A 12,815-nucleotide genomic window follows, 5' to 3' on the forward strand; every position below is an offset into this window, starting at 1 on the left:
GGCCACCTCGTACGGATACCAGTCAACTACACAAGGTGGTCAAATCACCGGATTCCGTTCCCACCTCAGGTACCGGATGCGCCGAAGGGTGGCGCCGCGGCGGGCGCCGACGGGGTCACTTGTTGAGCAGCCGGCCCATCCGCCGACCCGCCACGACCAGGCCCAGTGCCAGCACGCCGAGCAGGTAGAGCAGATCCACCAGCTGGCTCCAGCCGACCCCGGCGACGGTGATGCCCCGGATCAGGTCCACCGACCGGTAGAGCGGGCTGGCCTCGACCACCCACCGCAGCACCGCCGGATAGGCCTGGGCCGGCACGAAGGTGCCGGAGAAGAGGAAGAGGGTGAACTGGACCGAGCCGAGCAGGTCGAAATCCTGCCAGCTGCGCATGAAGGTGGAGATCGCCATGCCGAGCGCACCGAACGCGAACCCGACGAGCACCGCCGCGGGCAGCCCCAGCAGCGCGCGTACCGGGCTGGTCAGATCCATCCACACCATCACGGCGAGGAAGACCGCGCTGTAGAGCGTGCCGCGCAGCATCGCCCAGCCCAGCTCACCGAGGGCGATCTCGAACGGCTGCACGGGGGTGGCCAGGATCCCGTCGTACAGCTTCATGTACTTCATCTTGCCGAAGAAGTTGAATGTCGTTTCGGCCAGCGCGCCGCTCATCGCCGAGGCGGCCAGCATCGCCGGCGCCACGAACGCGGCGTACGTCACCACCGCGCCGCCGGGCAGCGTCAGGTCGCCGACCAGCGCGCCCACCCCCACCCCGATGGAGAGCAGGTAGAGCATCGGCTCGAAGAAGCCGGAGATCAGCACGATCCAGTACGCGGACTTGAGGGCGGCGACGTTCCGCTCGGCCACCGAGACCGCGCGGCGGGCCGGACCGGCGAGACCGACCAGCCGGGGCAGGACGAAGCTGACCACGGAACCTCTCTCCTTACGTCACGGACACCGCCGACGCGCGGCGGACGGGGCCGGCCACGGCCGGGTGCGGCGAATCAGACCACCAGACGACGACGGAACCGGGCCCGGGCCAGCAGCCAGCCGGCCACCGCCCACGCGGCGAGATAGAGCAGGTGACCCGGCACCGACCAGTCCGGCGCGACACCGAGGGCGGCGGCGCGGCACAGGTCGACGCCGTGCCACAACGGCGACACGTACGCCAGCCAGCGCAGCACCACCGGCAGCGACTCGACCGGGAAGAAGACCCCGGCGAAGAGCGTCATCGGGATGACCGCGAACCGGAACAGCAGCGCCAGGTAGCTGTCACTGCGGACCGAGGCGCTGTACGCGAAGACCGGGGTCGAGATCGACAGCCCGATCAGCAGCACCAGCAACGGCACGACCAGCGCCCACGGCGAGTGCAGCGTGCCGAACAACGCCGCGACCAGCAGGAACGCCAGACTGCTGGTGAGCACCCGGAACAACACGAAGGCGACGTGCCCGCCGAGGATGTCACCGACCCGCAACGGGCTCGCCGCCATCGCGAAGTAGGTCCTGATCCACTCGAAACTGCCCAGCACCGGCCAGGACGACTCGCCGACCGCGACCTGCAACGCCGTCGAGGCGATCAGGCCGGGAACGATGAAGTCGAGATACGAGACCCCGCCCACCCCGGAGTCGACGTACGCCCCGACACCGACCCCGAAGCCGAGCATGGTCAGCAACGGCAGCAGGAACGACGAGAACGCCCCCGCCCGCCAGGTCCGCCGGTAGGAGACGAGTCCGTACTCGAGGACCGCGAGCGCGGGGATCCGCCCGACCAGCCCGGCACGGGGAGCCCTTCCCCCGGTCTGCTCCAGCACCGCCATCTCAGTCCACCAACGTCCGGCCGGTCAGGTGCAGGAAGACGTCCTCCAGGCTGCCACGTCGGACCAGCACGCTGGCCGGGCTGAGTGCCCGGGCCTGCACCTCGGCCACCGCCGCGTCGCCGTCGGTCACGTAGATCAGGATCCGGTCCGGCAGCACCTCGGTCCGCTCGCCGATCCCGGCCAGCTTTCCGGCGAAACTCTCCTGCGTCTCCCCGGCGAACCGCAGCTCCACCACCTCACGGGTGGCGTAGCGCTCGATCAACGTCCTCGGCGACCCCTCGGCGACGATCCGGCCACCGTCCATCACCACCAACCGGTCGCAGAGCTGCTCGGCCTCGTCCATGTAGTGGGTGGTCAGCACCAGCGTGACGCCCTGCTGTTTCAACCGGAACAGCCGCTCCCAGACCAGATGCCGGGCCTGCGGGTCCAGCCCGGTCGTCGGCTCGTCGAGCAGCACGATGTCCGGTTCGTTGACCAGCGCCCGGGCGATGGTCAGCCGACGCTTCATGCCGCCGGAGAGCGGCTCCACCTTGCTACCGGCCCGCTCCGCGAGCTGCACGAACCGCAACAACTCGGCGGCCCGTTCCCGGGCCACCCGACGCGGGATGCCGAAGTAGCGCGCGTACGTCGTCAGGTTCTCCTGGACGGTGAGCTCGGGATCGAGGTTGTCCAACTGGGGACAGACGCCGAGCCGGGCGCGGATCGCCGGGCCGTCCCGGCGCGGGTCCATCCCCATGATCCGCAACTCACCGCTGGTCGGCGGGGAGACACAGCCGACCATGCGCATGGTCGAACTCTTGCCGGCACCGTTCGGCCCGAGAAACCCGAACGCCTCACCGGCCCGGACATCGACGTCGATCCCATCGACCGCGACAAAATCCCCGAACCGTTTGACCAGCCCACGTGCCTGGATCAGCACCCCGTCCTTCGCCACGGCCCCGACCCTAGCCCGGACCTCCGACACGTCCCACCGAGTTTCCGCCGACCGAGCGGCCCGCCAGCCCGCCCAGCTCGGCGGTCGGGCCGCCGCCAGCCGGCCAACTAGGCCGTCGAGTCCGCTGCCAGCCGGCCAGTTCGGGCGGTCGGATGCGCTGCCATCGGCGGTCGGGCCGGCATACCGGCCAGGTCAGAGGTCGGGCGTGGTTTCGGTCCGGGCCACCGACACCAGCTGGTCGGTCTCCTCGACCACCGCCGCGTCGTCGGACGGCGTGCCGGGGTCGTAGCGGACCGTCCAGGTCAGGCCGTCGACGCCGGGCACCCGGCGGGCCGCCACCCGCACCCCGCCCGCCGGCAACCGGTGATGCGCGGTGTACGCCACCGAGCGGGTCACCCGGGCGCGTACCTGGTGCGGCACCTCGCCCGGATCGAGCAGCAGGTACGTCCGCACCTCCCCGTCGGCCAGCACCCGGTAGTCGGCCCGCTCCCCGACCGGCTCGGCCGGGGTGACCGCCAGCTCACGACCGGACCAGACCGCCTTGTGGATCTCGTGCCAACCGAGCCGGCCCTCGCGATCGGGCAGCCACAGCCCCCGGTCGGTGACCACCACCGTCTCCGTGCCGTCGCCGACCCGGGCCCAGTCGAGGACCCGCTCGTCGCGGTCGAGCGCCGGCCGCCGATCGGTTGGCAACCGCCGCCGCCGGGAGAACAGGTTGAACGGTGCCACCGGCTACAGACCCCCCATCGCCTGCTCACGCAGGGCCCGCGCGTGCTGTTCGAGCGAGAGCAGCTCGCCGAAGAGCGCGAAGTACTCGTCCTTGTTCGCCGCCGGATTGATCCGCTGCACCTTCGACTTCAGATCCCGGATCCGGGCGGTCACCGCACCCCACTCCAGCCGGGACAGCGTGATCGAGACGTACCGGGGATCGGGCTCGTTGTCGATCCGCAGCGGCTCGACGGCGAGTTCGCTGACCAGCGCCACCGCGGCCAGGTCGGCACAGGCGTCCCGGACCGCCTCGATCCAGACCGCGCCGCCGGTCGCGGACGCCGCACCGCCGGCCGCCTCCACCGCCGAGCGCACCACCCGGTGCACCGGATGCTGGTACACCTCCGGGGCGAGCGCGTCGAACATCGGACCGGCCAGCACCGGCACCTGCAGGGCCAGTTTCAACGCCTCGCGTTCCACCATGACCTGCGGGTTGTCCACCGTTGGTGCGGCCGGGGCAGGCCGGGTCGGCGGGCTCGGCCGGTCGCCACGGGCCGGTGCCGTCGCGGCGTTGCGCAGCTCGTTCTCGGCGTTGCGGACCGCCCGCTGCACCGGCTCGATCTCCATCCCGAGGTCGCCGGCGAGCTTCCGGACGTACTCGGGGCGCTTCTCCCGGTCCTTGAGCTTGGCCACCAGCGGGGCCGCCCGGCGCATCGCCTCCACCCGGCCGTCGACGGTGTCCAGGTCGTACCGGTTGAGCACCTGACGCAGCGCGAAGTCGACCAGCGGCTCGCGGCGGGCGACCAGGTCCCGCACCGCCAGGTCCCCCTTGGCCAGCCGCAGGTCGCACGGATCCATGTTGTCCGGGCTGACCGCGATGAAGGTACGGCCGACGAACCGCTGGTCCTCCTCGAAGGCGCGCAGTGCCGCCTTCTGCCCGGCGGCGTCCCCGTCGAAGGTGAAGATGATCTCACCGGCCACCGCGTCGGTGTCCATCAGCAGCCGCCGCAGTACGCCGATGTGGTCGGCGCCGAACGCGGTGCCGCAGGTCGCCACCGCGGTCGGTACCCCGGCCAGGTGGCAGGCCATCACGTCGGTGTACCCCTCGACGATCACCGCCCGCCCCTGCCGGGCGATTTCCCGCTTCGCCTGGGAGATGCCGTAGAGCACGTGCGACTTCTTGTAGAGCGGCGTCTCGGGGGTGTTGAGGTATTTCGGGCCGTCGTCGTCGTCGAAGAGCTTCCGGGCGCCGAACCCGATCACGTCGCCGGTCAGGTCCTTGATCGGCCAGAGCAGCCGGCGCCGGAACCGGTCGATCAGCGAGCCGGACCGCGCCTCCCGGGCCAGCCCGGCGGTGATCATCTCCTGGGCGGTGAAGCCCTTCTGCCGCAGGTGCCTGGTCAACGCGTCCCAGGTGTCCGGGGCGAACCCGCAGCCGTACGTCTGGGCGGCGGCCCGGTCGAAGCCGCGCCGGGCGAGGAACTCGCGGGCCGGCCGGGCCCCGGCGGTACCGAGCTGACCGGCGTAGAACTCGGCGGCGACCGCGTGCGCGGCCACCAGCCGCTGTTTCTGGCCCTGCTGCGGACGGACCGGCACCGGCCCGGCCTCGAGGTACCGGAGCTGGATGTTGGCCCGGTCGGCGAGCCGTTCGACCGACTCGATGAAGCTCAGGTGTTCGGCGTCCATCAGGAACTTGATCGCGTCGCCGCCAGCTCCGCAGCCATGACAGAAGTAGACATTCCGGGCGGGAGCCACGGTGAACGACGGAGTCTTCTCGTCGTGGAACGGGCACAGACCCTTCAGGTTGCCGCCACCCGCGGACTTCAACGTGACCGTCTCGGAGATGATGTCGGCGATCGAGGTGCGCTCCCGGACCAGCGCGATGTCCTCGTCCCGGATCCGCCCAGCCATCGTCCCACCCCCTCCGGCGTACATCCTGCCCTGCCGGGAAGATCTCACCGCCGAAGGGGTGCCCACCGGAGAGGCCGCCGCACCGGCCCGGTCGTCGACCGCCCACGCCCGGCCCGCCGGCCGGGTCGACCCATCGCCGGCGGCCGCCCCGCCCGGGCGCGCCCCACCGAGCAACCGTCAGCCGGTCCGGGCGAACCGCCGGGCGGCGGCGACCAGGGCGAGCAGGCTGACCAGCAGCATCACCGCGAGTTCCACACCGAGCGGCGGAGTCCAGCCGGCCACCTCCAGCGCGGCCGGGGCCCGCTCCGGCGGCAGCGCCAGCGCGGCGCTCCGACGTAACGCGTCGACCGCGTAACTGAGCGGGTTGACCAGGGTGAGCGTGGTCAACCAGCCCGGCAGGCCGCCGACGGTGAACAGCGCCCCGGAGAGGAAGAACAGCGGCATCATGCCCAGGCTCAGCATCATCTGGAAGGTCTCCATCCGCCGCACCAGTACGGCGGCGAACGCGCTCAGCACGGTCATGGTGAACCCGATCAACGCCAACTCGGCGAGGAGCAGCGCCAACACCGCGGGGTGGTACGGCAGGCCGGCCAGCCCGGCGAAGGCGAGCAGCAGGCCACCCTGGGCGGTGGCCGCGGTCGCACCGCCGAGACAGGCGCCGACCAGAATCGTCCCGCGCCCGACCGGCGCCACCAGCATGCCGCGCAGGAAACCGGCCTCCCGGTCCCGGACGATCGACATCCCGGCGTTCAGCGCCGGCAGCTGCACCGCCATCAGCAGCACCCCGGGAAACAGGTACGTCCGGTAGTCGCCGCCCGACGTACCGGCCAGCATCGTGTCGAGGCCGGTGCCGAGGACGACCAGGAACAGCAGCGGATTGATCAGCAACAGCGCCAGTTGGATCCGGTTGCGGGCCAGTCGGAGCAGTTCGCGCCGCCAGAGCACCCCGACGGCCCGCAGTTCGTGCCGGACACCGCCGGCCGCAACGGTCCCGGTGCCACCCGCCCGGTACCGGGCCGTCCCGTCCGGTCCGGCGCCGGACCGGACAACGGGTTCGACAGGTTCGACGGCGGGTTCGACGGCGGCGGTCACGACGTCACCGCCGACACCTCGGCCGACGCCGGGGCCGCCCCGGCGTCGCGGATGGTCCGGCCGGTGTGGTGCAGGAACACGTCGTCGAGACTGGGCCGGGTCACCGTCACCGAGTAGACCGGCGTGGTCAGCCCGGCACAGAGCCGGGGCACCAGGGCGGCGCCGTCGGCGACGCTGACCCGTACCCCGTCGGGACCGCACCCCACGTCCAGGCCCGCCTCCGCGCGCAGGGTGGCGGCCACCCCCCGGTCGTCCGCCGTCCGCAGGTGTACGACATCCGCGCCCAGCTCCGCCTTCAGCTGCCGAGGGGTGCCCTGGGCCACCACCCGCCCCTGGTCCATCACGACGATCCGGTCACAGCGCTCGGCCTCCTCCATGTGGTGGGTGGTCAGGAAGAGGGTGACCGGCTGTTGTTCGCGTAGCCCGTGCAGGTGTTCCCAGATCGCCGCCCTGCTCTGCGGGTCGAGGCCGACGGTCGGCTCGTCGAGGAAGAGCACCCGGGGACGGTGCATCAGGCTCCGGGCGAGTTCGAGGCGACGGCGCATCCCGCCGGAGAAGGCCCCGACCGGTGTTCCCACCCGGTCCAGACCGAGCAGCCCGAGCAGGTATCGCGACCGGGACCGCAGCTCGCGGCGGGGCACCCCGTACAACTCGGCGTGCAGCCGCAGGTTCTCCTCGGCGGTCAGGTCCCGGTCGACGGTCGGTTCCTGGAAGACCACCCCGATCCGGCGGCGGACCTCCCACGGAGTTCGCCGCACATCCGCCCCGGCCACCTCGGCGGTGCCCGCGGTGGGCCGGAGCAGCGTGCAGAGCATGGCGATGGTGGTCGACTTGCCGGCGCCGTTCGGTCCGAGGAAACCGAACGTCTCGCCCTCGGGTACGGCCAGGTCCAGTCCGTGCACCGCGGTCCGCTCGCCGTACGTCCGGCGCAGCCCCCGGGTACGTACCGCGAGCGGAACGGTCGTCGTCACGTTCATGATCGAACTTTCACGGTCATGGTGCGGTGGAAGTAGCGGATGTCGTTGATGTTCTCGCCGACCGGCACCCCGTCGACCGCGACCCAGGCGTGTGCCTGGAACGGCTGGGTGCGTACCCCCGTGCACCAGTCGGGCCAGCTACCGCCGGCCCGGCAGAGCAGCACGGTGGCGATCGACCGTTGCAGGCAACGCGGCCCGGCGCAGCGGATGCTGACCGCGACCACGGCGTTGCGGGCCCGCCACGCGGTGGTCGTGTCGGCCGGACGGGCGCCCCGGCTGGCCAGTTCGAGCACCCGGCGCAGGCGTCGGGGTGGCAGGCGTTCGAGCAACCTGGCCAGCCCGACCGCAGCCAGCGCGAGTGGACGGAGCCGCCACGGCGGGGCGACCGACGGCTCGATGGTCACCACCTTCCCGCTCACGACGTCACCTCACTTCGCTCGGCGCCCTCGTGAGCCACCAGACCGCGCCAGCCGATTCGCTCGCCACGCTCACTCATGACATGACCTTCGCCGCTCGGAGGGCGTCGACCAGGTCGGTCACGTCCTGGATGATCTGGTCCGCCGCGTCGGGGAACCGGCCCCGCAGGGTACTGACGGCGGACTCCACGCTGCCGCCGTCGAGCAGGCACCGCAGCACCACGGCGGCGGTGTCGTTCATCTGCCAGTACCGGCCGGTGCGCTCGTCGAGCAGCACCACACCGTGCTCGGTCTCGGTCGCGGTCACGTACGCGGCCAGGGAGAAACTCATCGTTCCGCTCCTTCGGCGAGGACAAGTTCGGTAGCCCGGACGGGAGCCGGGGTGGAGTCCGGGGTGTCACCCCGGGTGTGCCCGGACAGCGAGCGCAGCCAGAGCTCGTAGTTCAGGGTCACGTCGAACGGCATCAGCGGGCGGGCGTCCGGGTGCAGGCCGAAGAGGACGGAGGCGAGCGCGTCCCGGTCGGCCAGGCCGAGTCGGACCAGGTGCGAGTCGTCACAGAGGTCACGCAGCTCACGCCGGTAGCGACGCAACGCGGTGTAGAGCTCGGGACTGTGGTCACCCTTGTTCTTGCGCGCCAGCAGGTCGTCGGGGGCGACCCCGCGCAGGGCGGCGGAGAGGACCGGTTTCGCCCAGCCCACCGCCATCCGGTCCGCCAGCCGGATCGACAGGGCCGCCTCCAGTACCCGGTCGTCGACGAACGGGGCCTGGAACGAGACGCCGAACTGCTCCCCGACCCGGCTGCTCCGTCGGATCATCGTGCCGTTCACCTGGCTCAGCCGGATCATCTCGTGCTGCACCGGCAACCCGGCCAGCGGCTCGGGACGTTCCGCCGCGGCGTCGAGGAGCAGCCGTCGGGCCGCGTCGACGGCCTCCCTGGTGGCCCAGGGCGGCATCTTGGCCGCCACCTCCCAGTCGACCTCGGCATCCCAGCGGCGCTCGGTGGTGAGCTGGTCGGCGCGGGAGGCGAGCCAGCGCGGATAGGGTTCGATCGGGGACAGGCTGCGTACCGTGGTCGCCCAGCTCCACCGCCGCATCGAGCGGAAGGCCCGGATCTGCCGTACGGACCGCAGCGGGTGTCGGCGGGCGAGTGCGTGCAACGTCATCAGGCTGGGTCGGAAGAGCTCGTCCGAACCGAGTCCCATGACGTGTCGCCGGGAACCTGCCTCGGCCACCTGTCGGGCGCTGTGTTCGACGGTCGCGCGCCGGATCATCGACAGCGGCGCCTCCAGGTCCGGGCAGGGGTCCGGGGTGGCCAGTTCCGCGTACATCCCGGGCCCGGTGCCGGGCGGCACCACCAGGTGGCGGGTGACCGGCAGATCCGGCAGGCAGCGTGCCGCCCAGAGCCGGTCCTCGCTGGACGGGTCCACGGAGTCGTAGTGGAAGGTCACCAACGGGACGCCCTGGCCGGCGATGAGATAGCAGAGGCTGGTCGAGTCCATCCCGCCGGACAGGTCGGCGCTGACCGGAACACCCCGGGCGGTACGCGCCTCGACGGCCGCGACGAGCGCGTCGCGCAACACGCCCGCCCCCTCGGCCAGCGGCACCTCCGGCTCCGGCGGGGTCCACCAGGACACGGTTCGGGCGGTGCCGTCGGCCTCGATCCCGAGGCGGTGTCCGGGTGTCAGCGTCCGCACACCCCGCCACAGGCAGCGGTCGTTGAGCGGCCACGGCGGCCCGAACGGGGCCAGGATCTGCAGGGGAAGCAACTCCTCGACGATTCCGGCACCGGTCAACCGGGCCAGGGTCTGTGGCCGGTCGGCCGCCACGGTGACTCCCGCCACCGGGCCGTAGAAGAGTTGGCAGGCGCTGGAGAGGGTGCCCTGTCCGTGTACCCGACCGCCGAGCGAGGCGACCAGGTGGAAGGCGCCGGCCAGGCCACCCGCCAGGGCGGTCAGGTCGCCGCCGGTACGCACCCCGCGCAGCAGTTCCGCCAGCCGGGTGGCGGTCACGCCGGCACTGCCCAGCAGCGCCAGCCGGTTCTCACCCAGGCCGGCCCAGGTGATGTCCTCGTCGGACCACCGGCCGACGAGCCACGGCCGCCCCGAGTGGTGGTTGAGGATCCGTACGGCACCGTCGTCGATGGCGGCACGGACCCGCCTGGCGATCCCGGCGGCGGCCGGATGGTCGGGAAGTACCACAAATTCCATCTCGATCTCCTGAATCAGTGGGGTGCCGGCACGGACGTCGGCGTGGTTCCGGGCAGCGGCGTACGACGGGGTCCCGGACGGGGACCCGCGGCCAGTTCCGCGCAGGGGGTGTACCGCGCCGGTCGACCGGTGCTGGTGCGGAAACCGGACGGCCGGTGTGATCCCGCGCGATGACGGGGTCACACCGGCCGGTGCGTCGTCCTGGGTCGTGGCGTCACCGGGCAGGTGGTGCGCCGGCGTTCAGAGCCACCAGCCGCCGAGGATGCTGTCGAGGTAGTTGCCGGTGTTCCCGAACCGGGTCAGCTCGGCGAACCCGCCGACCTCGACCAGCCTCGGGGACACGTAACAGGTCGACTGTCCGTCCACGGTTTCTCCTTCGTATCGTCACCGCCGCCGGCGCTATCCGTTCCACCAACCCCCGTAGAACGGGCCGTCGACGAACATCCAGCCGCCGACGAGGCGGGTCTGCTCCGTGAAATCACCGACCAGCACGAGCCTGGGCGGATCGTAGGGCTGAACCACGCGATTCATGATGGACTCACCCCTCTTCTCGGTGTCGGCCTGTGGGACCGGCGCGGGGTTGCTCCGTGCCGATCACGGGTCGCCCCGCGCCGATCCCACACTCACGAGTCGGCTGGTTGGGCCGGGCTCGCGATCAGAGCCACCAGCCGCCCCACGGGCTGTCGATGTAGCCGCCCCGGTTGGTGATCCGGGTCAGCTCGGTGAACCCGCCGACCTCGGTCAGCACCGGACGCACGTACGTCAGGAACTGCTCGTTCATGTGAACCTCCTACGGTTTGATCCGTCTCGGCGACCGGTCGGCCGCCTTGCTTGGACCAATCCTGCGGCGAGCGTCGACGCATCGGAAGTGGTCACTTCCGGCTATCTGTCGGGGGTGGCAGGAACCGGCCACTTCCCTGTTTCCGTCCTATGTCTGCCATTGCATCCTCTTGCCATGCCGGCACTCGGGCACAGCCGACGGAACCGGGTTATAAAAGTGTGCAGGCACTCATCAACGGGAGGCGAAAATGCGTAGGGCCGTCAGAACGGGAATTGTCGCCGCGTTTATCGGCACCGCGGTCTGGGCCGCCGGCCATTACGACGGCGGCGGGTCCGGCCGGGATTTCCCGGAGTGGCCCGGCACGATCTCCGTGGCCGGCGACGGCAACGGCGGCGGTTTCGGTTGGGACACCCCGACGCCGGGCGGGACCGCTTCCGGGGCCGGCGACGACAACGGTGGGGGCTTCGGCTGGGACCTCCCCGCCCCGACGCGCTGATCCCGCTGCGACGTCCGGCACGACCACGTCGGCGGAGGCTGGTCAGATGTACCTGGTGGTGGTCGCGGGCGCCCCCCCCCGCGGGGGGGGCGCCCCCCCCCCCCCGCGCGGGGGGGGGGGGGCCCCCCCGGCCCGCTCGGGTCGCCTCCAGCACGTCCACGTCGGCGTCGACGCCGGCCAGGCCGTGCTCTCGCTGTACCTGCAGGCGGTCGACCGGGCCTCGGCGGTCCAGCTGGCCGGGCAGCTCGCCCGGCGGACCATGGCGACCGTGCCCGCCGCCAGGCGGTGGCGGATCCTCTCCATCCGGACGCTGTGACACCCGACGGCCACCGGTTCACCCGACGGCGACCGGCTCACTCGACCTCGGTGGGGTCGATCCAGGAGCGGGCGACGGCCAGTACGCCCGCCTGGAACCGGCTCCGGGCGCCGAGTCGGTTGAGCAGGTTGGCGGCGACCCGACGGGCGGTACGCACCGAGATGCCGAGCCGGCGGGCGATGACCTCGTCGGTGTGGCCCTCACCGAGCAGCCGCAGCACCTGCTTCTCCTGCGTCGACAGGCCGTTGTCGTCGCGACGCCGGGGCGCCCCGAACGGGGTGGCGTCCTTCCAGATGCCGTTGAAGAGCGCGAACAGCGCACTGACGATGCCGGTGCCGGAGATCATCAGCGCCATCGCGCCACTGTTGTCGGTGTTGACCGGCACCAGTGCGTACCGGCGGTCGACGATCAGCATGCGCAGCGGCAGGGTCGGCGCGGTCCGGACCTCACTGCCGAGTTCGCCGAGCCACTGCGCGTAGTCCCGGGTGGCCGGGTCGTTGCGGACACTGTCCTGGTAGACGGTACGCAGCCGGACGCCCCGGTTGATCGCGTCCGCGTCGAGGGGGCGGCTGGCGGCCAGGCTCGATGCGGACTGGGCACCGCCGGGCATGAACGAGCAGGCTTCCCACGTGCAGGTCTCGGCCAGTTCCTGGAGCCGGGAACGGATGGCCTCGATTCCGACCAGCCGTTCCACCCCCGGCTCGGCGAGCTTCGGCTGTTGCTCGGCACGGGCGGCGAGCAGGGTCGAGAAGGCCGCCCTGCTCTCCTCGAGTTCCTGGTGGCGTCGGGCCACCTCGGCCTGCTGGCGGGCGAGCAGCGCCGCCAGGCCGACCTCCGGGTCGACCAGCCGGACCGGCTCGGGGCCGGCCAGCGGACGGTGCAGCAACGACATCCGGGCCAGTTCGTCCAGCGCGTCGAGCAGCTGCGCCCGGCCGAGGTCGAGATGCCGGGCCAGGTCCTCCAGGTTCGCCTCGGGCAGTTCCAGCATCGCCAAGTACACCGACTCGGTCGTCGGGTCGAGGCCGAGTGCTTCAAACATCGGGGTTTCCGCGGGACGGGGCCGTACGGCGGAACGCTGCGGCCGGCGCGGCGAGTGGGCTCATGAGTAGTCCTCAGTTCCGGGGCCTACCTCGTTCCACTCCACCAGATCCGGCGCCGGGCGAA

The 12,815-nt window shown here is 71.7% G+C and carries 16 protein-coding genes; 2 read left to right on the forward strand and 14 right to left on the reverse strand.

Annotated features, from left to right (window positions below; genetic code table 11):
- Positions 1-115: 115 nt before the first annotated feature.
- The 13 genes from V1633_RS34115 to V1633_RS34175 form a co-directional block, all read right to left on the reverse strand.
- Positions 116-925, reverse strand: coding sequence for an ABC transporter permease (locus tag V1633_RS34115; RefSeq protein WP_331218420.1), 810 nt, complete (start codon positions 923-925; stop codon positions 116-118).
- Positions 926-999: 74 nt separating this feature from the next.
- Positions 1,000-1,803, reverse strand: coding sequence for an ABC transporter permease (locus V1633_RS34120; protein WP_407952159.1), 804 nt, complete (start codon positions 1,801-1,803; stop codon positions 1,000-1,002).
- Between the two features lie 10 nt (positions 1,804-1,813).
- Positions 1,814-2,746: an ABC transporter ATP-binding protein gene (locus V1633_RS34125; RefSeq protein ID WP_331218422.1), complete on the reverse strand. Its 933-nt coding sequence runs from the start codon at positions 2,744-2,746 to the stop codon at positions 1,814-1,816.
- 192 nt (positions 2,747-2,938) lie between these two features.
- Positions 2,939-3,475, reverse strand: coding sequence for a hypothetical protein (locus tag V1633_RS34130; protein WP_331218423.1), 537 nt, complete (start codon positions 3,473-3,475; stop codon positions 2,939-2,941).
- A 3-nt stretch (positions 3,476-3,478) separates the two neighbouring features.
- Positions 3,479-5,389 (reverse strand): DNA primase, encoded by a 1,911-nt coding sequence (gene dnaG / locus V1633_RS34135; protein WP_331218456.1) that lies wholly within the window; start codon positions 5,387-5,389, stop codon positions 3,479-3,481.
- Between the two features lie 153 nt (positions 5,390-5,542).
- Complete coding sequence (locus V1633_RS34140; RefSeq protein WP_331218424.1) at positions 5,543-6,457, reverse strand: ABC transporter permease; 915 nt, start codon at positions 6,455-6,457, stop codon at positions 5,543-5,545.
- Positions 6,454-7,434 (reverse strand): ATP-binding cassette domain-containing protein, encoded by a 981-nt coding sequence (locus V1633_RS34145; protein ID WP_331218425.1) that lies wholly within the window; start codon positions 7,432-7,434, stop codon positions 6,454-6,456. Before V1633_RS34145 ends, V1633_RS34140 begins: the two co-directional genes overlap by 4 nt.
- Positions 7,431-7,853 carry a lasso peptide biosynthesis B2 protein gene (locus V1633_RS34150; protein WP_331218426.1) on the reverse strand — a complete coding sequence of 141 codons (423 nt, stop codon included), beginning with the start codon at positions 7,851-7,853 and terminating at the stop codon, positions 7,431-7,433. The genes V1633_RS34145 and V1633_RS34150 overlap by 4 nt, the downstream gene beginning before the upstream one ends.
- Before the next feature lie 73 nt (positions 7,854-7,926).
- Positions 7,927-8,181 carry a lasso peptide biosynthesis PqqD family chaperone gene (locus tag V1633_RS34155; protein WP_331218427.1) on the reverse strand — a complete coding sequence of 85 codons (255 nt, stop codon included), beginning with the start codon at positions 8,179-8,181 and terminating at the stop codon, positions 7,927-7,929.
- On the reverse strand, positions 8,178-10,058 hold the full coding sequence (locus V1633_RS34160) for an asparagine synthase-related protein (protein ID WP_331218428.1): 1,881 nt from the start codon (positions 10,056-10,058) through the stop codon (positions 8,178-8,180). The genes V1633_RS34155 and V1633_RS34160 overlap by 4 nt, the downstream gene beginning before the upstream one ends.
- A 240-nt stretch (positions 10,059-10,298) precedes the next feature.
- A complete protein-coding gene (locus V1633_RS34165) occupies positions 10,299-10,424 on the reverse strand; it encodes a lasso RiPP family leader peptide-containing protein (protein ID WP_331218429.1) in 126 nt (41 codons plus the stop codon).
- Positions 10,425-10,457: 33 nt separating this feature from the next.
- Positions 10,458-10,580: a lasso RiPP family leader peptide-containing protein gene (locus V1633_RS34170; protein ID WP_331218430.1), complete on the reverse strand. Its 123-nt coding sequence runs from the start codon at positions 10,578-10,580 to the stop codon at positions 10,458-10,460.
- A 133-nt stretch (positions 10,581-10,713) separates the two neighbouring features.
- The gene (locus V1633_RS34175; protein ID WP_331218431.1) at positions 10,714-10,839 is read right to left on the reverse strand and encodes a lasso RiPP family leader peptide-containing protein; all 126 of its coding nucleotides are present in this window, start codon (positions 10,837-10,839) and stop codon (positions 10,714-10,716) included.
- A gap of 247 nt (positions 10,840-11,086) precedes the next feature.
- Between V1633_RS34175 and V1633_RS34180 the strand changes: the two genes are divergently transcribed.
- Together V1633_RS34180 and V1633_RS34185 are read left to right on the forward strand one after the other, a co-directional pair.
- Entirely contained in the window at positions 11,087-11,335 is a 249-nt protein-coding gene (locus V1633_RS34180) for a hypothetical protein (RefSeq protein ID WP_331218432.1), read from the forward strand.
- 184 nt (positions 11,336-11,519) lie between these two features.
- On the forward strand, positions 11,520-11,651 hold the full coding sequence (locus V1633_RS34185; RefSeq protein WP_331218433.1) for a hypothetical protein: 132 nt from the start codon (positions 11,520-11,522) through the stop codon (positions 11,649-11,651).
- 37 nt (positions 11,652-11,688) lie between these two features.
- Here the strand turns inward: V1633_RS34185 and V1633_RS34190 are convergent, their stop codons facing one another.
- Positions 11,689-12,690: a LuxR C-terminal-related transcriptional regulator gene (locus V1633_RS34190; protein ID WP_331218434.1), complete on the reverse strand. Its 1,002-nt coding sequence runs from the start codon at positions 12,688-12,690 to the stop codon at positions 11,689-11,691.
- Positions 12,691-12,815: the final 125 nt, after the last annotated feature.

The organism is Plantactinospora sonchi (assembly GCF_036422035.1).
GTDB classification, from domain to species: Bacteria; Actinomycetota; Actinomycetes; order Mycobacteriales; family Micromonosporaceae; genus Plantactinospora; species Plantactinospora sonchi.